Origin of the sequence: Alteriqipengyuania lutimaris, from assembly GCF_003363135.1 — a bacterium.
In the GTDB taxonomy this organism is placed as follows: domain Bacteria; phylum Pseudomonadota; class Alphaproteobacteria; order Sphingomonadales; family Sphingomonadaceae; genus Alteriqipengyuania; species Alteriqipengyuania lutimaris.
Map to the genome: position 1 here is coordinate 2,082,092 of NZ_QRBB01000001.1, position 18,357 is coordinate 2,100,448.

Here is an 18,357-nt window from a genome sequence, read left to right on the forward strand (position 1 = left end):
ATGGTTTGGAGATGATGTGTCGCGCCGTCCGCTGTTCATCGACTGGATCGATTGCAAGGACCGCAACAGATCGACCGGATTTTGGTCCCTGAACACTGTGTCAGGTGTGTCAGGGCCTTCAGGTAACAGGGGAGAATCGGGAATGCTCAAGCATGTTTGGATGGCGAGCGCAGCGCTGGCGCTGGCAATGGGAACGAGTGGCGCGAGCCCGGCGATGGCGCAGGCGGGCGATGCTGCGGTGGCGGCCGAGCTGCGCGCGGGCGTGGCCGAGGACATGCCCGGCCTCATGGAACTCTACCGCGATCTCCACGCCAACCCCGAACTGAGTTTCGAGGAGGTCGAAACCGCCGCCAAACTGGCCGAAAGGATGCGCGCGCTGGGCTTCGAGGTAACCGAAGGCGTCGGCCGGACCGGCGTGGTCGCAGTGATGCGCAACGGCGACGGGCCGACCGTGATGCTGCGCGCCGACATGGACGGGCTGCCGGTGGTCGAGCAGACTGGACTGCCCTTCGCCTCCACCGTCACCGCAACGCCCGCGACCGGCGTCGAAACCGGCGTGATGCACGCTTGCGGCCACGACACCCACATGGCCGGCTGGATCGGCGCCGCGCAGCAGCTGGTCGATCACAAGGACGAGTGGCAGGGCACGCTGGTGATGATCCTCCAGCCTGCGGAAGAAGTGGGCCTGGGCGCGCTCGCCATGCTCGAAGATGGGCTCTACGAGCGGTTTCCGAAGCCCGATTACGCCGTCGCCTTCCACGATGCGGCGCAGTTCCCGGCAGGGACGATCGGCTTCTCGCCCGGCTACGCGCTCGCCAATGTCGACAGCGTCGATATCACGGTGAAGGGCATCGGCGGCCACGGCGCCTACCCGCAGGCGACCAAGGATCCGGTGGTCCTCGCCAGTGCCATCGTCATGAAGCTGCAGACGCTAGTGAGCCGCGAGCTGTCGCCGCTCGAGCCCGGGGTCGTGACCGTCGGCAGCTTCCGCTCGGGGTCGAAGCACAACATCATTTCGGACGAGGCGAAGCTGCAGCTGACCGTGCGCAGCTATACCGACGAATCGCGCAAGCTCCTGCTCGACGGGATCGCCCGGATCGCACGGGGCGAGGCGATGAGTGCAGGCCTGCCCGAAGAGCTGATGCCGGTGGTGGAGGTGGAGGATCCTTACACCCCCTCGACCTATAACGACCCCGAATTCACCGAGATGCTGATGGCGGGTTTCCGCGACCGCTTCGGCGAGGATCGCGTGATGCAGGTGCCCAGCGTGATGGGCGGGGAAGACTTCAGCCAGTTCCGCCGGGCCGCGCCCGAGGATGTGAAATCACTGATCTTCTGGATCGGCGGCGTCCCGCAGGATGAGTGGGAAGCGGCGCAGGCGGGCGAAGCCTCGCTGCCGTCGCTCCACAGCCCGTTCTGGGCGCCCGATGCGGAGAAGGTGATCGCGACCGGTGCCGAAGCGCTTGCTGCGGCGGCGATCGATCTGATGCCGGTCGGCGGCAACTGAGAAAGGGCGAGGCGGGCCGCATCTGCGCGGCCCGCGCGCCCTCGTTATTCGGTGCTATTCCGCGTCCGGAACGTAGGTGCCGAGGCGGTGGTGCAGCGCGTTGATCTTCGCCAGTTCCTCGCGGTCTTCCGTGGTGCGGGCGTGGCTCGCGAGCGCGGCGCGCAGCAGGCGGAAGTCGGCGGTGGACAGCAGCGCACGGGCGCGGCCGGGCTCCTTGCTAGGTTCTTGGGGGGTCTCGTCGGTCATAAGTGCATCCGCTCCATCGGAAAATCAGGTGTCCCGGGGTCGTCGGACAGCAATGCCGACCCGACGCCCCGGTGACAAGCCCGCCTCTCGAGCTCTTGATTGAATTGTGAAGGACTATGCGGCGAACTGGTTCATGGTGTTGTCCTTGCCGCCCGCCTTCAGCGCGGCTTCGCCGGCGAAGTATTCCTTGTGGTCGTCTCCGATGTCGGAGCCGGCCATGTTCTGGTGCTTCACGCAGGCAATCTGCTGGCGGATTTCCTCGCGCTGGACGTTCTTGACGTAGCCCAGCATCGCTTCTTCGCCGAAGTAGCGCTTGGAGAGGTTGTCCGTGCTCAGCGCCGCCGTGTGGTAGGTCGGGAGCGTGATGAGGTGGTGGAAGATGCCGGCGCGCTTCGCGGCATCGGCCTGGAAGCTCTGGATTTTCGCATCGGCTTGCTGCGCCAGCTCGGTGCTGTCGTAGTCGACGCTCATCAGCTTGGCGCGGTCGTAGGCGCTCACATCCTTGCCGCTTTCTTCCCACGCATCATAGACTTGCTGGCGGAAGTTAAGGGTCCAGTTGAAGCTGGGCGAGTTGTTGTAGACCAGCTTTGCGTTGGGCACGGTCTCGCGGATCTTGTCCACCATGCTGGCGATCTGCTCGACATGCGGCTTCTCGGTCTCGATCCACAGCAGGTCGGCGCCGTGCTGGAGCGAGGTGATGCAGTCGAGAACCACGCGGTCGACCCCGGTTCCGGGACGGAACTGGTAGAGGTTCGAAGGCAGGCGCTTGGGCGCCATCAGCTTGCCGTCGCGGCTGATGAAGACCTGGCCGTTGGAGATGTTGGCCGGGTCGACCTCTTCTGCATCGAGGAAGCTGTTGTACTGGTCGCCCAGGTCGCCCGGCTCGGTGGAGTAGGCGATCTGCTTGGTCAGGCCGGCACCCAGACTGTCGGTGCGCGCGACGATGATGCCGTCGTCGACGCCGAGTTCGAGGAAGGCGTAACGGATAGCGCGGATCTTCTGCAGGAAATCCTCGTGCGGCACGGTGACTTTGCCGTCCTGGTGGCCGCACTGCTTCTCGTCCGAGACCTGGTTCTCGATCTGCAGCGCGCAGGCGCCCGCCTCGATCATCTGCTTGGCGAGCAGGTAGGTCGCCTCGGCATTGCCGAAGCCTGCGTCGATGTCGGCAATGATCGGCACGACGTGCGTTTCGTAATTGTCGATCGCGTTTTCGAGGCGCTTGGCTTCTGTGTCGTTGCCCGCTTCGCGTGCTGCGTCGAGATCGCGGAACATGCCGCCCAGCTCGCGCGCGTCGGCCTGCTTGAGGAAGGTGTAGATCTCCTCGATCAGCCCGGGGACCGCGGTTTTCTCGTGCATCGACTGATCGGGCAGGGGGCCGAAGTCGCTTCGCAGTGCGGCGACCATCCAGCCCGACAGGTAGAGGTAGCGCTGCTTGGTGCTGCCGAAATGCTTCTTGATGGCGATCATCTGCTGCTGGCCGATGAAGCCGTGCCATGCGCCGAGCGACTGCGTGTACTTCGTGGGATCGGCGTCATAGGCGTCCATGTCCTCGCGCATGATCTTCGCGGTGTACCTCGCGATGTCGAGCCCGGTGCGGAAGCGGTTCTGCAGCCGCATGCGCGCAGCCGACTCGGCGTCGATTGCGGCCCAGGCCTCGCCTCCATCGGCAATGCGGCCCTTCAACTGTTCGATTTCGCGGGTGTAGGTCATGGGGTTTTCCGTCCTTCGTAGTGCGTCTCTGCTCCTCTCAATATGCGCCATGCTGCTCACCGGACAGGATTAGTTACAAACATTCTTGTTTCAAAGCGCTGAATCGCCAATAGCGTCGTGTGTGATTGTGAAAATGTTTACAAATTGAAGGAAGATCCTTCGTCATGAGCGAACCCTCTCTCTATGCGGGCGCTGCGCTGCGCAGGCTCCGTCGCCGCGAAGGTCTGACCCAGGCAGCGATGGCGCAGCGGCTGTCGATCTCGCCCAGCTACCTCAACCTCATCGAACGCAACCAGCGGCCTGTGACTGCGCGTGTCGTGCTCGAACTGGTGGAGCAATTCGATTACGATCCGCGCGGGCTTCAGGAAAGCAGCGCGATCGGCGGGATCGACGGGCTTGCCCGCCGCCTTGGAGACGAGCGCTTTGCCGACCTGGGCATCGACCGTGCCGAAGTTACCGAATTTCTGGCGGCCGCCCCGCAGGCTGCTGCCGCCTTCGCCCGCCTGTTCGACGAGCGCGGGCGGGCCAGCCTGCACACTCGGCCCTTCGAGGAGGAGGTATGGCGCGCGATCGAACGCTGGCGCAACCATTTCATCGAACTGGACGAGGCGGCCGAAGCCCTGGCCGACGAAATGCGGCTGTCACGGGCGGACGTCGGCGCAGCGCTGACCGATCACTTGCGCGATCGCCACGAGCTCGCGCTGCGCTTCCTGCCACGTGCGGCCTTGCCAGAGGCGAACCGGCGGCTCGATCTGCACGCGCGGCAGGTGCAGCTGTCCGAAATGCTTTCGCCGGCCGCGCGCAATCTCGAGATCGCGCGCCAGGTTGCCGATCTCGAACATCGCGACATGATCGCCGACATTGTCGACGGAGCTGCGTTCGAGCATCCGGGCGCACGCGACGCCTTTGCCGCGTACCTGCGCAGCTATTACGCCCGCGCGGTCATCATGCCCTATGGCCGCTTTCTGCGCGCCTGCGAGGCGACGGGGTACGAGCCCCATGTGCTTGCCCGCCGCTTCGCCACCGATGTGTCAGAGGTCGCACGCCGTTTCACGACCATGCAGCGCGTCGGGCAACGTGGCTTGCCGTTCTTCGCCGGCCGGATCGACGGATCGGTGCAGCTGTTCGAACGCCTGCTGGGTGCGAGCGATGCGAGCATCCTCGACCGAAGGCCGGGCTGTCCGCGCTTCGGCTTCGAGCGGCGGACCGAATGGCACGCGCAGGCCGTCATGATGGAGAGCGGCGCGCTGGGTCCCGAACACTGGCTGATCGCCCATATCGCCGCGCCGCCCGTCGCCGACGAACCGCGCACAGATGTGCTCATCCTCGGCATCGAAGCGCGCCTGGCCGAGAATTTCGCATTGGCCAGAGGCATTTCGCTGCGGCCCGAGGACGCGACACCGGTCGGCCCGGGCTGCCGCACATGCAGGCGGACCGACTGCCCCGCGCGCTCGCTGCGAGGTCCCATGCAGGTGCGGGTTGAATGAATATTGCGGGGAACCGCAAGTTCCTTTGCGCTTTCTGCAAGTCAGATCAGCGGAACAGGGCTCAAGCACGATGACCGAGGAACGTATCACCCGGACTACCGACGAGGATGGCAACACACATACCACGCATACGGTCGTGTCCGATGGGGAGCGTAGCTCTGGCGGCGGGATGGGCAAGATCCTCCTGCTGCTGGTTGCCATCGTCGCGATCGTCGCGGCAGTCATGATCTTCAGCAACATGAGCAATGCCGAGGTCGCCAAGGACAACGCCATCGGCGATGCCGCGGGCGAGGTGGGCGAAGCCGCGGGCCAGGTCGGCGATGCGGCACAGGATGCGGCCGAGCAGCTCGACCCGTCTGGCGAATAGGCCGCGCACGAGCGGATTTCCGGGCGTTTCAGCCCGCGTGTAAAGTTTACCGACATTTCACCACTCCCGCGTAAGCCGGGCCCTCGCACATGTTTGCGAAGAAGGGGCCCGGCCAGCTGCGATGATCCGCCTGTTCAAGCACTATATCCCGCAGGCAGTGCTGCTGTTCGGGTTGTGCGACCTCGCGCTGCTGCTGCTCGCGGGCGATCTGGCATGGCATGCACGCGCGTGGCAGATCGGGACCGACGCCGGACCCTGGAGTGAGCGGCTGCTGCCGCTTGCCGGCTTCGTCATCATCTGTTGGCTCTCGCTGGTGGCGATCGGCCTCTATAGCCCGGAGGCACTGCGCAGCCCCCGCTATGCCTTCGCGCGCAGCCTCGTCGCGCTTTCGGTGGGCGGGATCGCGCTCGCGGTCATCGATTTCATACTGCCGACTGTCGGCTTCTGGCGTTCGACATTGCTGTACGCGCTCGGCCTGGCCGCGTTTTTCATCGGAATGGTGCGCATTGCGCTCAGCCATGCATTCGACCGGGAGCGGTTCAAGCGCCGCGTGGTCGTGTTGGGGGCGGGGGCACGCGCCGCGCGGCTCAAGGCCATGGCACAGTGCGAAGATGCGGGATTCGCGATCGTCGGCTTCATCGCCATGAGCGAGGCGCACCGGATCCTGCCCGAGGCGGTGAACCGCGATCAATTGGGCGATCTGGGTGCGTATGTGGCGCGGCTGCGCGCGAGCGAGGTGGTGCTTGCGCTGGAAGAGCGGCGCAATGCCCTTCCGCTGGCGGACCTGCTGCGCGTGCGCACGCGCGGCGTGCCGGTGCACGAGGTGTCCAGCTTCCTCGAACGCGAAACCGGCCGCGTCGATCTCGATACGCTCAATCCCAGCTGGCTGATCTTTTCCGACGGGTTTTCGGCCGGTCGCCGCTATTCGAGCATTGCCAAGCGCCTCTTCGATATCCTCGTCAGCGGCCTGCTTCTGCTGGTCACCTTTCCCGTCATCGCGCTGTTCGCCGTGCTCGTGAAGCTGGACAGCAAGGGGCCGGCATTCTTCCGCCAGCAGCGCGTGGGTCTGTATGGTCGCCGGTTCTCGGTCATCAAGCTGCGCAGCATGCGCACCGATGCGGAGAAAGACGGTGCCAAGTGGGCCAGCGAGAACGACCCGCGCATCACGCGCATCGGACGCTTCATCCGCAAGGTCCGGATCGACGAGCTTCCGCAGACATGGAGCGTGCTGAAAGGCGAGATGAGCTTCGTCGGCCCGCGCCCCGAGGTCCCGCAATTCGTGAACGATCTCGACGACAAGCTGCCCTATTATGCCGAACGCCACATGGTGAAGCCGGGCATCACCGGGTGGGCGCAGATCAACTATCCTTACGGGGCGAGCATGGAGGATGCGCGGCACAAGCTCGAATATGATCTCTATTACGCCAAGAATTACACGCCCTTTCTCGACCTGCTGATCCTGCTGCAGACCTTGCGCGTGATCCTGTTTCCGTCGGGGGCGCGATGATCACGGGGTCCGAAGCCATGCAGGCGGCGGGACTCGTCATCAACACGGGCTGCGCAGCCACCTGCACGCTCGCCGCCGTGTGGTTGAGCCAGCGCCCCATGCCCTGGCGGCGCGAGCGGATCGCGGGCGTTGCCGCCCTGTGCTTCACCGCGCTGTGGGCAGGCGTGCTCGCCGGTCTCGGCCCGGACAGCCTCGCGACGGGCGCGGTCCAGTCCATTCGCAACCTGTCGTGGCTCGCGCTGATCCATGCGTTGTTCGCAGGCGGCGTCGACCGTGAAAGCGCCCAGCGCGTTCGCTTCGTCATTGCCAGTCTCGTTTTCGTCGAGCTGTTGCAATGCGCAATCCTCGCCTCGAACCTGCTGTTCGATCCCGGGCCGGGCTTCGAGTCCGCGGCCCTCGATGTCTCCGCCTTGCTCCATATGCTCGTGGCGATCGGCGCGCTCGTCCTGCTGCACAATCTCTACATCGGGGCATCGCATCGTGACCGTGCGGGCACGCGATGGGCCGCTCTGGCACTCTCGGCTCTCTGGGTGTTCGAACTCAATCACTATGCCGTGACATGGTTTGCCGGTGACTTTCCAAGCCAGATCGCCGTGATCAAGAGCCTGGTGGTCGCGATCGCCTTCATCCCGCTTGCGATGTCGCTAGGCACGGATGTGCGCGGCCTGAAATTCCGCGCGTCGCGCAAAGTCGCCTTCCGATCGCTCTCCTTGTTGCTCATCGGTGCATACCTGCTCGCCATGGCAGGGATCGCGCGCCTGCTCAGCATGCTCGATGCCGACGGAGCCCGGCTCGCGCAGGTCGGCTTTCTCGTCGCGCTGTTGACCGTCATGGCACTGTGGCTGCCCTCGGCGCGCTTTCGCGCCTGGCTCAGGGTGACGCTGCAGAAGCATCTCTTCAGCCACCGCTACGACTACCGCACCGAATGGCTGCAGCTTGCGGACACGATCGGACGCGGCGTCGACGAAGGCGACGGGCTGCACGTCCGCATTCCCAAGGCCATGGCCGACATCACCGAAAGCCCTTCCGCTGCGCTGTTTCTGACTGATGGCGACGGCACGCTTGCGCTGGCGGAAGCGTGGCGCTGGCCCACGCTCGAGGAACAGGGCACCGCGCTTCCGTCTGATGTGACCCAATGCCTGGCGGATCGTGACTACGTGATCGATCTGGAGGAATGGCGGGGGAACACGTCTCCTATGGGCGAGGTACAGAAACTTCCCTCATGGCTCGATCAACGAAGCCGCGCGTGGGCGATCGTGCCGCTGCGGCATTTCGACCGTCTTCAGGGCGCAGTTCTGCTCGCGCGGCCGCTGATCGACCGGCAGCTCGACTGGGAGGATTTCGATCTGCTGACCGCGGTCGGTCGCCAGCTCGCCAGCTACCTTGCCGAACAGACGAGCCAGCGCGCGCTTATGGAGGCCGCACGCTTCGACGAATTCAACCGGCGGATCGCCTTCGTCCTGCACGACATCAAGAACCTCGCCAGCCAATTGTCGCTGCTGTCGCACAATGCACAGCGGCATGCCGACAATCCCGCCTTCCGCGCCGACATGCTCAAGACGCTGGGCACGAGCACCGACAAGCTCAATGCCCTGATCCAGCGGCTTGGCCGCTATGGTCCCGCTCGTGATGCGCGGCTTGAGAGCTTCGATCTCGCGACCCTGATCCGCGAGCTGGGGCCGCGGTTCGCAGAGCGCCACCGGGTCGAAGTCGCTGCGCAGGACGTCTGCATCGTTCGCGGCGATCGCGACGGGCTTGAGCAGGCACTGATCCACCTGATCCAGAACGCCGTCGATGCGAGCCCGCCGGCTGGGCCGGTCTGCGTGTCGCTGCGAAGCGATGCCCACCTCGCGCATATCGAAATCGTCGACGTGGGCGAGGGAATGGACCCCGCCTTCCTGCGCGACAAACTTTTCGAACCCTTCGTGACCTCGAAGCCCGATGGCTTCGGGATCGGTGCGTTCGAGGCGCGCGAACTCGTCCGCGCAATGGGCGGTCGTCTGATGGTCCAGTCGCGCGTCGGGCTCGGCACGCGTTTCATTATCGACCTGCCGCGCGTGGCTCCTGCCGAATTGCCCGGCGAGACATCATCCAGAGAGGCTGCCTGATGAGCGACAAACTGCCCAAGCTGCCCAAGCTTCTCGTCATCGAAGACGACGAGGGCCTGCAGCCGCAGCTTAAATGGGCGTTCGAAGGCTTCGAAGTCTTCATCGCCGGCACGCGAGACGAGGCGCTTGCCATCCTGCGCGCGGAAATGCCGCCGGTCGTCACGCTCGACCTGGGACTGCCGCCCGACCCCGATGGCACGAGCGAAGGCTTCGCCGTCCTCGAAGCGATCATGACACAAGCGCCTGCGACGAAGGTTATCGTGGCGAGCGGGCATGGTGCACGCGAAAGCGCGCTCGATGCGATCGCGGCGGGCGCCTACGATTTCTACAAGAAGCCGCTCGACATAGCTGCGCTGGAGATGATCGTCGGACGCGCGCTCAACCTCCACCGGATCGAGGCGGAGAACCGGCGTCTTGCGGAGAAGGTGGGCGAGAACAAGACCGTGCTCGGCACGCTCATCACCGGCGCGCCCGAAATGGTGAAGGTCGCGCGGACGATCGAACGGGTCGCGGGCACCGACGCATCGATCATGCTGCTGGGTGCGAGCGGTACCGGCAAGGAACTGCTTGCGCGCGGACTGCATGATTCGAGCCCGCGGCGCGATGGTGCCTTCGTTGCGATCAACTGCGCGGCGATCCCCGAGAACCTGCTCGAAAGCGAGCTTTTCGGGCACGAGAAGGGCGCGTTCACGGGCGCAATCAAGACGACCGAGGGCAAGATCGAGCGCGCCCATGGCGGAACGCTGTTCCTTGACGAAGTGGGCGACATCCCGCTCGCCCTGCAGGTCAAGCTGCTGCGCTTCCTGCAGGAACGCACGATCGAGCGGATCGGCGGGCGCAAGGCGATTTCGGTCGACACCCGGATCGTGTGCGCGACACACCGCGATCTCGATGCGATGATCGGCAATGAAACGTTTCGCGAAGACCTCTACTACCGCCTGGCCGAAATCGTCGTTCGTATACCCTCGCTGGCGGAGCGGGCGGGCGATGCCGTGCTGCTGGCCAAGGCCTTCCTGACCCGCTTCGCGCGGGAGATGAACGCCCAAGTGAAAGGCTTCGCACCGGATGCGTTGGCCGCACTCGATGCGCATGCTTGGCCGGGTAACGTGCGCGAACTGGAAAACCGCGTGAAGCGCGCCGTTATCATGGCGGACGGTAAGCTGGTTTCGGCCCAGGATCTCGACCTCACCGACCTGCGAGAGGAAGCCGCCGATCCGCTCAACCTCAAATGCGCGCGCGAGCAGGTGGACCGGCATGTCATCCGCAAGGCGCTGGCGCGGACCGAGGGCAATATCTCCGGCAGTGCCAAGCTGCTCGGCATTTCACGACCGACGCTTTACGACCTGCTCAAGCAGTACGATCTGCAGACCTAGGCGCTATCGACCTCGCGGCCGTGCTTGCGGTTGTACCGCATCGACCACAGCAGCGAGATGCCGATCAGCACCGCGCCGATCAGCCCGGTGATGCTCTCGGAAATGTGCCAGTGCGCGGACAGCAGCATGATGAGGCCAAGCGCGATGATCGCCCAGAATGCACCATGTTCGAGGAAACGATATTTGGTCAGCGTCCCTGCCCGGACCAGATGAACCGTCATGGAGCGGACGAACAGCGCGCCGATGCTGAGCCCCAGCGCGATGATCAGCATGTTGTTCGACAATGCAAAGGCGCCGATCACCCCGTCGAAGGAGAAGCTCGCGTCGAGCACCTCGAGATAGAGAAACCCGCCGAGGCCCGATCGCACCGCGCCCTCGGCCATCTTTCGCCGCTCCACCTTGTCCAGCACAGTGCCGATGGCGTCGACCGCAATATAGGTTACGAGACCGAGGATCCCGGCTGTCAGGAAGACCATCGCGTCGGCGTCGGGCAGCATAGTCGAGATACCGTAGAGCAGCAGGAGCAGGATGCCGATTTCAGCCGCCCGGATTTCGGAAAAGCGGCGCAACGCCAGCTCGAGCCCGCGAATCCAGTCCACATCCTTGTCACCATCGAAGAAGAAGTTCAGCCCGACCATCGTCAGGAAGGCACCGCCGAAGCCCGCGATGCCGACATGGGCGCTGCTGACGATCGCCTCGTATCGCTCGGGATCGTTCAGCGAGAGGTCGATGGCAGACAGCGGATCGAGCTTGGCGGCGACGGCTACAATGGCGAGCGGGAAAACGATCCGCATCCCGAACACCGCGATCAGAATGCCCCATGTGAGAAAGCGGCGCTGCCACTTCTCGTCCATTTCGCGCAGCACGGTCGCGTTGACCACGGCATTGTCGAAGCTGAGCGAGATTTCGAGGATCGACAGGACGAGCACGATCCACAGCACTTGCGCGACGCCTTCCACACTGCCCGAGCTGTTCCAGGCGTAGATTCCGGCCGCGATGAAGCACACCACCGTAAAAAGCAGCGAGCCCCAGTAATGTTTGAAAAGCGTGTTCACGAATGTCGTCGTCCGTGTGATGCCGGGCTGAGGCCGGTCTATTTTGGTTGATACGTCTGGTCGTCGGTCGGGAAGCTGCGCTCGCGCACTTCCCGGGCATATTGCGCAACCTTGTCGGTGATCTCGCCCGCGAGGTCGCCATATTTCTTCACGAAGCGCGGCACGCGTTCGAACATGCCGAGCATGTCTTCGGTGACCAGCACCTGCCCGTCGCATTTGGCCGAGGCACCGATGCCGATGATCGGCACGCCGACCGCCTCGGTCACCTGGATGGCGATCGGCTCGACCACACCTTCGACCACGATGGCGAAGGCCCCCGCCTTTTCCAGCGCCTTGGCGTCGGCGACGATCTTGTCCGCCTCGGCATCGCTGCGTCCGCGCGCACCATAGCCGCCCAGCACGTTGACCGCCTGCGGAGTCAGGCCGACATGGCCCATCACCGGGATGCCGCGATGGACGAGGAATTCGACCGTCTCGGCCATCGCCTCGCCGCCTTCGAGCTTCACGGCGGCTGCATTGCTGGCTTTCAGCAGCATCGCGGCACTTTCGAAGGCCTTTTCCGGCGATGGCTCGTAGGCGCCGAAGGGCATGTCGACCACCACCACCGCGTGATAGCTGCCACGCACCACGGCGGCCGCATGGTTGGCCATCATTTCCAGTGTCACGGGAATGGTCGAGGGCAGGCCGTAAATGACCTGCGCCAGCGAATCGCCAACTAGCAGCGCGTCGCAATGCTCGTCGAGCAACTGAGCCTGGCGCGCCGTGTAGGCAGTCAGCATCACGATCGGATCCTGCGTCACGCCATCTGCCTTGCGGGCGCGAAGCTTGGGCACCGTAAGGCGCTTCATCGGCTGCGGGGTGGGGGTGGCGCGGCTCGTGGCCGTATCGAGCTGGAAGGTTGTCGACATGGCACGCCTGCTAGCCCGGCTTTGGGGCAAACGCAAAGCGAAGCCCTCGACGCGAGGGGCGAAACATTGCAGAAGCGTGACCAATGACAGGGTAATCCGCGTCCGGGGCGCGGCAGGGAGACAATTTTTCATGGTCGCGACTTCGACGGGTGAGGGCTGGTCCTCACGTTCAGCCTTTATTCTCGCGGCGATTGGCGCCGCCGTTGGTCTGGGCAACCTGTGGCGGTTTCCGACGCTTGCGGGTGAAAGCGGCGGCGGCGCATTCGTCATATTCTATCTCGGCTGCGTATTTTTGCTCGGCCTGCCGCTGCTGCTGGCCGAAATCTTCATCGGCAGGGCGGGGCAGACCGATGCCATCGGCTCCATTCGCCGGGTCGCCAAGGAATCGAGGGTTTCTCGCGGATGGGCTTCGGTCGGCGCACTCGGCGCGTTGGCGGCTTTCCTGATCGTGTCGTTCTACTCGGTCGTCGCAGGCTGGGTTCTTTATTACGTCGGTGTATTCGCAGGCGACTTCGTGTCGGCGGTCGCGGCGGGCGATCCTTTTCGCGGGGCCTTGCAGGGGCAGAGCCAGGACGAGATCGCCAATCGGCTGACCAACCTTTTCGCCAGCCCGGGCCTGCTGATCGCGATGCATTTCGCTTTCATGGGCCTCACACTGTTCATCGTGGCACGCGGTGTTTCCGGCGGGATCGAGAAAGCAGCGACTTGGCTGATGCCCGCCTTTTTCCTGCTGCTGACCGGCATCACCATTTACGGTGCCGTAGTCGGCGACGTGAGCGAGGCGGCGGCTTTCCTGTTCACGCCCGACTGGTCCCGCCTGACGCCCGACGTGATGAACTCCGCGCTCGGCCAGGCGCTGTTCTCGCTCTCGCTCGGCGTGGCGGGGATCATCACCTATGGCTCGTATATTCGCGAAGGCACGCCCTTGGCTTCGACCGCAGTCATCATCGCCGTTGCCGACAGCGCGGTGGCGCTGATTGCCGGCATGATGATCTTTCCGATCGTGTTTTTCGTGGGGCTCGATCCGGCGGCCGGGCCGACCCTTGTGTTCCAGACGCTGCCCTTCGCCTTCGAAGCGATGCCTGCGGGCTCGCTGATCGGGCTTCTCTTCTTCGTCCTGGTTCTGGTTGCGGCGGTCACCAGCTCGATTTCGCTGCTCGAAGTGCCGACCGCGTTCGGCATCGGCGAGCTCGGCTGGAGCCGCACGATGTCCTCGCTGATCTTCGGCGGGGGCGCCTTTCTGATCGGGATCGCCTGCCTGTTGGGCTACAACGTCTGGTCCGACGTGCGTCCGCTCTCGTTCTGGCCGATCTTTGCCGATACCGATATTCTCGACACGGTGGATGGATTCACCGGCAAGATCATGCTGCCGCTGGGCGCGTTGCTGGTCTCGATCTTCGTCGGCTGGAAGGCGGATCGGCGGCTGCTGCAGGCGGCCACGGAACTGTCCGGCCCCATGTTCGCGGTGTGGCGCTTCCTGCTGGCCTGGCTGTGCCCGATCGCGGTGGCGCTTATTCTGCTGACCGGCCTGTTCCCCAGCATCCTGGGATCGGCACCGCAGCTGTAAAAGCAAAAGGGCGCGGCCTTCGCAGGCCGCGCCCTTTTCTTGTCAGCGTGTGAGTGGGCTTTTTAGAGCGACGTTTGCTTGACGTGCTGTTCCTCGGCATCGTCGTGCACGGTCATGCCTAGCGCCATCTTGGCCACGTCGAGCACACCCATTTCACCGTCCCAGATTTCCGCATCGCCCAGATCCATGCGCAGGAAGACGATATTGGGATCGTCCTTGCCGCCATCGTACCAGGCCTTCACGAAATTGTTCCAGAAGTGGTCAAACCGCTCCTGGCTGTCTTCCTTGACGAGCGTGCCGTGAAAGCGCGCGAACATCATGTCGTCGCCCTGGAAAGTCGCGGTGACCGGGCCGAGGCGGACGAAATCGCTTTTCGTGTGGGTGAAGAACCAGATCGAGCTGTTCGCGTCCTTATCAAGCTGCGGAGCCATCGGCACCGCGCTTTTCGAGACGCCGTCCAGCTGCAGGAACAGATAGGGTTTATCCGCCAGTTCCTTCCAGAATTTCTCCCGCAGTTCGTCGGCCTTGCCTTCGTTGTATCGCATGATTTTCTCCTTCGGGCCTGTAACGGACATGGCGGGGGGAAAGTTTCTGACCCGGACCTAGGACGGTAGGTTCGCGTGCCCGGCGGGGCTTGCGGGGTGGTTGGATATGGAACATAGTGAGAACAAATGAGTCGTTCCACCATGATCCCCAAGACCCCTGTATCTGCATCCGAGACCGCTGCCGATCTGTCATCCGCAGCGCATCTGGCTGCCGCCAATTGTGCGCGTGAGGAGCGCTGGCGACCCGGCCTGGGCGGGGTCGCGCAGACCGAGATTTTTGCCTCTTCGCGCGAGGCGAGCGGTGTGGGCGCGGCGCTGGCGCTCGCGCTCGACGCGGGGCGCAGCCGGCCTCGCGAAGAGGGAGACGAGGCGGAGGATCGCTGCGCGGTGGTCTGGGTGCAGACCCGCGCTGCGGTGAAGAGCGGGGGGCGACCGTTCCGTCCCGGCCTGCCGCCCGAGATCCGCCACCGCCTGATCCACGTGCTGGCCGAGAAGGACGAGGACGCATTGTTCGCGCTGGAAGAGGCGGTGCGGTGCCGCGATGTCGCTTTCGTGATCGGCGAACTTGCGGGCGCGGCGCGGGCGCTCGACTTCACCGCCTCGCGCCGCCTGACACTGGCGGCCGAGCGGCATGGCGTCCCGCTGACGCTGGTGCGGCTCGATGGCCCGCGCGAACTTTCCTCCGCCCGCCAGCGCTGGGCGGTGAACGCGGCGCCCTCGGCGCACCCGCGGTGGAACAAGGCGGCGCCGGGCGCTCCCGCGTGGCAGGCCGAACTGTTCCGCGCGCGAAGCCACCCGCCCGGTACATGGCGGCTGAGCGAGGATGCGGGGCAGCTGGTGGCAAGCAGGGTTGCGGAACAGTCCGCTCCCCCTGATCGCGGGGAGGGCACCTCGATCGGTCAGGCAATCGCCCGAAAATTCACACCATCCCGGAACTGCGCTCGTGCTGAGCCTGTCGAAGCACGGTCTTTCACTTTGGTGAGCACGAAGCCCAAAGAAAGTACCGCCCTTCGACAGGCTCAGGGCGAGCGGGTGTAGAAATGTTCCAAGATGGGGGGCATCGCTCCCCCCGCCGCATCCTCTCGATCTGGCTCGTCGCCTTCGCGATTGACCGCTGGCGCATTTCCGAAGGATGCGTCCGGGGGGAGGGTGCCGATGCGAAGCCGCTGGTGCTCATTACCGAGACCGCGCATGGGCCGCGCATCCAGGCGACCAATGACGCCGCGTGCGGTGCGGGTGCGCGGGTGGGCACGATGCTCGCCGATGCGCGCACGCTGTGCCCTTCGCTGGTCGCCGTGCCGGGCGATCCGGCAGGCGATCTCGACCTGCTGGAAAAGCTGGCCGTCTGGGCCCGTCGCTGGGGCCCGTGGTCCGCGCTCGACCCGCCCGACGGCCTGCTCGTCGATGTCACCGCAGTGGCGCACCTGTTCGGCGGCGAGGCGAAGTTGCTGGAGGATGTGCAGCACGCCTTCGAGCGCCGCGGCCTTGCCATCCGCGCCAGCATCGCGCCCACTGCCGGCGCGGCCTGGGCGCTGGCGCATTACGGGCCGGCTCACGCCATTCTCCCACCGGATGACGACATGAAAGCACGCCTCGCTGACCTTCCGGTGGCGGCATTGCGCCTTGACGAGGATGTGCTCACCGTGCTGCGGCGGCTCGGGCTCAAGCGGTTGGGAGAGCTGGGCACGGTAGGCCGCGATGCGCTCCACCGCCGCTTCCGCAACCGCAAGTCGCCCGCCGCCAATCCGCTGATCCGGATAGACCAGCTGCTCGGCCGCGTGCCCGAGCCGCTGCTGCCGGTCGTCCCGCAACAGGTGCCGCTGGTGCAGCGGCGGCTGATGGAGCCGATCCGCCATCGCGCATTGCTCGACACCGTGCTGAACGATCTGACCGAAGACATGGTTCGCGAACTGCAAGGGGCGGGGCAGGGCGCGCGCCGCCTCGACCTCGGGCTATGGCGGGTCGATGGCGAGGTCGTGATGCGCACGCTGGAGCTGGCCGCCGCCACGCGCGACCCGGCGCATATCGTGCGGCTGTTCGGCGAGAAGCTGGGCGACATAGACGCCGGCTTCGGGATCGAGATGGTCCGCCTGCGCGCCAGCTGGGCCGAGCCGCTGCCTGCAACCCAGGCCGATATCGAGGCCGCGGCGCAGCACCACGGAACTTCGCTGTCCGCATTCGTCGACCGGCTGAGCACGCGTCTCGGGCCAAAGGCGGTGCGCCGCCCGGTGCTCAAGGGCAGCCACGTGCCCGAGCGTGCCCAGCGCTGGCAGCCGCCGCTCGAACCCGAGCCACCCGCGCAGGAGGAAATGCGTTTCCACACCCGCCCGCTCAAGCTGCTCGACCGCGCGGAAAGCATCGCGGTGCTCTATGCGACGCCCGACGGACTGCCGCAGCGGTTCCGCTGGCGCGGACAGGTGCACGAGATCTCGCGGGTCGAGGGACCGGAGCGGATTGCGCCCGAGTGGTGGCGCGAGCGCGGCAGCGCGCGGCTGCGCGATTACTACCGGATCGAGGACGATGCCGGGCGCCGTTACTGGATCTATCGCTATGGCATTGCAGGGGACGGGCGTGGTGGACCGCCCGAATGGTTTCTACAGGGACTGTATGCCTGAGCCGCTTGTCGAGAGTGAGCTATCAGTGGCCCGCGAAAGGCGTTCCAAACACGCCCACGGCCAACTCCGCCCACACCAGCACAAGTGCAGCCATGATCGCGAGCACCGTCGCCACGCACCAGGTCGGGCGGCCGATATTGCGGATCGCGAATTCGATCGCGAGCGCGGTGGTGCCCAGAAGCATTGCAGCCACGCCGAAATCGAATGCGGTCCAGCGCACCTCTCCGGTAAACTGCATCGCAACCAGCGGAGCGATCAGAATCGCGAGGAAGGAACCCCACAGTGCCACCCGCCACAGGCGATTGGTCAGTCCGGAAGTGATCGAAAGATCGTCCATAGCGCCTCTCCTCCACCACAATCATGCGTGATTGAGGGCCTGAGTGCAAGATGCGGAATGCAAACGGCTTTCTGGCGCCTCTCGCGAGGACTTATCCACCAAATGATCCACAGCCCCAGCGACGAAACGCGAAAGCGACCGGCGGGAGGTGGCTCCCGCCGGTCCGTAGAAATCATGCCCCGTCGGGAAGGTCGAAGAAATCGACCGCGCCGGTTTCGAGGCTGTAATAGGCACCCACGACCCACAGCTTCCCCGCTTGTTGAGGCTCCAGCAACAGCGGATCGGTCTGCTCGCGCAGCTGCCTGACCACCCGTCGCACGTTCGAGCGGACCGAATTGTCCAGCAAATCGCCTTCCTCGCCTCGCGCCTGCAGCACTGCCGGAATGATCGGTTCGATCATCGGGCCGATCGAGCCCGGGAAGGTCGCATTGTCCGTCACGACCTCGGTCGCGGCCTTCACCGCGCCGCAGCTTTCGTGGCCCATGACCACCACCAGCGGCGTTTCGAGCACGGCGACCGCATATTCGATCGAGCCGAGCGCGACAGTGTCCACCGTGTTACCCGCGTTGCGGATGATGAACAATTCGCCAAGGCCGCGGCCGAACAGCAGTTCGGGCGGCACGCGGCTGTCCGAACAGGTGACGTAGGCTGCGAACGGCTGCTGCCCGCGAGCGAGGACGAGCCTGCGCTGGGCACTGGTCAGCACGCTCGTCTGCTCGCCGCGGAGAAAGGCGTTATTGCCTTCGATCAGCAGATCTAGGGCCTGGCGCGGGGTAAGGTCCGCTCCGGCAGGGGCCACGTTCATGGGCGACGTCTGCTGGGCAGCCAGCGTCGCGCCCCCGCCCATGACAGCGGTTGCGCCGATGGCACCGGTGGCACCGAGCATTTTTCTGCGTGAAATCATGATTTTTCTCCATCCCTTGGCGTAACGATGGAGGTTCCAGGAATTCGGCCCATCGTACGCGCATCGTTTCAACAGGGCTTTTGCCCGTGATTACTCGATGCGGTCCGACATCACGCGCCAA

Annotated in this window: 16 protein-coding genes; 9 read left to right on the forward strand and 7 right to left on the reverse strand. The window is 64.9% G+C overall.

What is annotated here, in order from left to right; translation table 11 throughout:
• The first annotated feature begins 142 nt into the window (after positions 1-142).
• Positions 143-1,507 (forward strand): amidohydrolase, encoded by a 1,365-nt coding sequence (locus DL238_RS09955; protein WP_115492115.1) that lies wholly within the window; start codon positions 143-145, stop codon positions 1,505-1,507.
• Positions 1,508-1,561: 54 nt separating this feature from the next.
• Here the strand turns inward: DL238_RS09955 and DL238_RS09960 are convergent, their stop codons facing one another.
• The gene (locus DL238_RS09960) at positions 1,562-1,753 is read right to left on the reverse strand and encodes a hypothetical protein (protein ID WP_115492116.1); all 192 of its coding nucleotides are present in this window, start codon (positions 1,751-1,753) and stop codon (positions 1,562-1,564) included.
• Between the two features lie 114 nt (positions 1,754-1,867).
• Complete coding sequence (locus DL238_RS09965; RefSeq protein WP_115492117.1) at positions 1,868-3,463, reverse strand: isocitrate lyase; 1,596 nt, start codon at positions 3,461-3,463, stop codon at positions 1,868-1,870.
• 164 nt (positions 3,464-3,627) lie between these two features.
• Here DL238_RS09965 and DL238_RS09970 point away from each other — a divergent pair, with 164 nt between their 5' ends.
• The 5 genes from DL238_RS09970 (at position 3,628) to prsR (ending at position 10,305) form a co-directional block, all read left to right on the forward strand.
• Positions 3,628-4,950 carry a short-chain fatty acyl-CoA regulator family protein gene (locus DL238_RS09970; RefSeq protein ID WP_115492118.1) on the forward strand — a complete coding sequence of 441 codons (1,323 nt, stop codon included), beginning with the start codon at positions 3,628-3,630 and terminating at the stop codon, positions 4,948-4,950.
• A 70-nt stretch (positions 4,951-5,020) separates the two neighbouring features.
• Positions 5,021-5,317, forward strand: a complete 297-nt coding sequence (locus DL238_RS09975; protein ID WP_115492119.1) for a hypothetical protein — start codon at positions 5,021-5,023, stop codon at positions 5,315-5,317.
• Between the two features lie 121 nt (positions 5,318-5,438).
• The gene (locus DL238_RS09980) at positions 5,439-6,824 is read left to right on the forward strand and encodes a TIGR03013 family XrtA/PEP-CTERM system glycosyltransferase (protein WP_115492120.1); all 1,386 of its coding nucleotides are present in this window, start codon (positions 5,439-5,441) and stop codon (positions 6,822-6,824) included.
• Positions 6,821-8,932, forward strand: a complete 2,112-nt coding sequence (gene prsK, locus DL238_RS09985; protein ID WP_115492121.1) for an XrtA/PEP-CTERM system histidine kinase PrsK — start codon at positions 6,821-6,823, stop codon at positions 8,930-8,932. The genes DL238_RS09980 and prsK overlap by 4 nt, the downstream gene beginning before the upstream one ends.
• Positions 8,932-10,305: a PEP-CTERM-box response regulator transcription factor gene (gene prsR / locus DL238_RS09990; protein WP_115492122.1), complete on the forward strand. Its 1,374-nt coding sequence runs from the start codon at positions 8,932-8,934 to the stop codon at positions 10,303-10,305. Before prsK ends, prsR begins: the two co-directional genes overlap by 1 nt.
• On the opposite strand, the gene DL238_RS09995 is transcribed toward prsR, so the two are convergent.
• Both DL238_RS09995 and panB read right to left on the reverse strand, forming a co-directional pair.
• Positions 10,302-11,360, reverse strand: coding sequence for a DUF475 domain-containing protein (locus DL238_RS09995; RefSeq protein ID WP_115492123.1), 1,059 nt, complete (start codon positions 11,358-11,360; stop codon positions 10,302-10,304). The two genes, prsR and DL238_RS09995, sit on opposite strands and share 4 nt — an antisense overlap.
• A gap of 38 nt (positions 11,361-11,398) precedes the next feature.
• Complete coding sequence (gene panB, locus DL238_RS10000) at positions 11,399-12,268, reverse strand: 3-methyl-2-oxobutanoate hydroxymethyltransferase (protein ID WP_115492124.1); 870 nt, start codon at positions 12,266-12,268, stop codon at positions 11,399-11,401.
• Between the two features lie 130 nt (positions 12,269-12,398).
• Between panB and DL238_RS10005 the strand changes: the two genes are divergently transcribed.
• Positions 12,399-13,835: a sodium-dependent transporter gene (locus DL238_RS10005; protein ID WP_115492125.1), complete on the forward strand. Its 1,437-nt coding sequence runs from the start codon at positions 12,399-12,401 to the stop codon at positions 13,833-13,835.
• Between the two features lie 62 nt (positions 13,836-13,897).
• On the opposite strand, the gene DL238_RS10010 is transcribed toward DL238_RS10005, so the two are convergent.
• Positions 13,898-14,380 (reverse strand): pyridoxamine 5'-phosphate oxidase family protein, encoded by a 483-nt coding sequence (locus tag DL238_RS10010; protein WP_115492126.1) that lies wholly within the window; start codon positions 14,378-14,380, stop codon positions 13,898-13,900.
• Positions 14,381-14,506: 126 nt separating this feature from the next.
• Between DL238_RS10010 and DL238_RS10015 the strand changes: the two genes are divergently transcribed.
• Entirely contained in the window at positions 14,507-15,418 is a 912-nt protein-coding gene (locus DL238_RS10015) for a hypothetical protein (RefSeq protein WP_234031034.1), read from the forward strand.
• A gap of 2 nt (positions 15,419-15,420) precedes the next feature.
• A complete protein-coding gene (locus DL238_RS10020) occupies positions 15,421-16,995 on the forward strand; it encodes a DUF6504 family protein (RefSeq protein ID WP_115492127.1) in 1,575 nt (524 codons plus the stop codon).
• 22 nt (positions 16,996-17,017) lie between these two features.
• On the opposite strand, the gene DL238_RS10025 is transcribed toward DL238_RS10020, so the two are convergent.
• Positions 17,018-17,332, reverse strand: a complete 315-nt coding sequence (locus DL238_RS10025; RefSeq protein ID WP_115492128.1) for a hypothetical protein — start codon at positions 17,330-17,332, stop codon at positions 17,018-17,020.
• A gap of 172 nt (positions 17,333-17,504) precedes the next feature.
• Positions 17,505-18,236 (reverse strand): carbonic anhydrase, encoded by a 732-nt coding sequence (locus tag DL238_RS10030; RefSeq protein ID WP_234031035.1) that lies wholly within the window; start codon positions 18,234-18,236, stop codon positions 17,505-17,507.
• Positions 18,237-18,357: the final 121 nt, after the last annotated feature.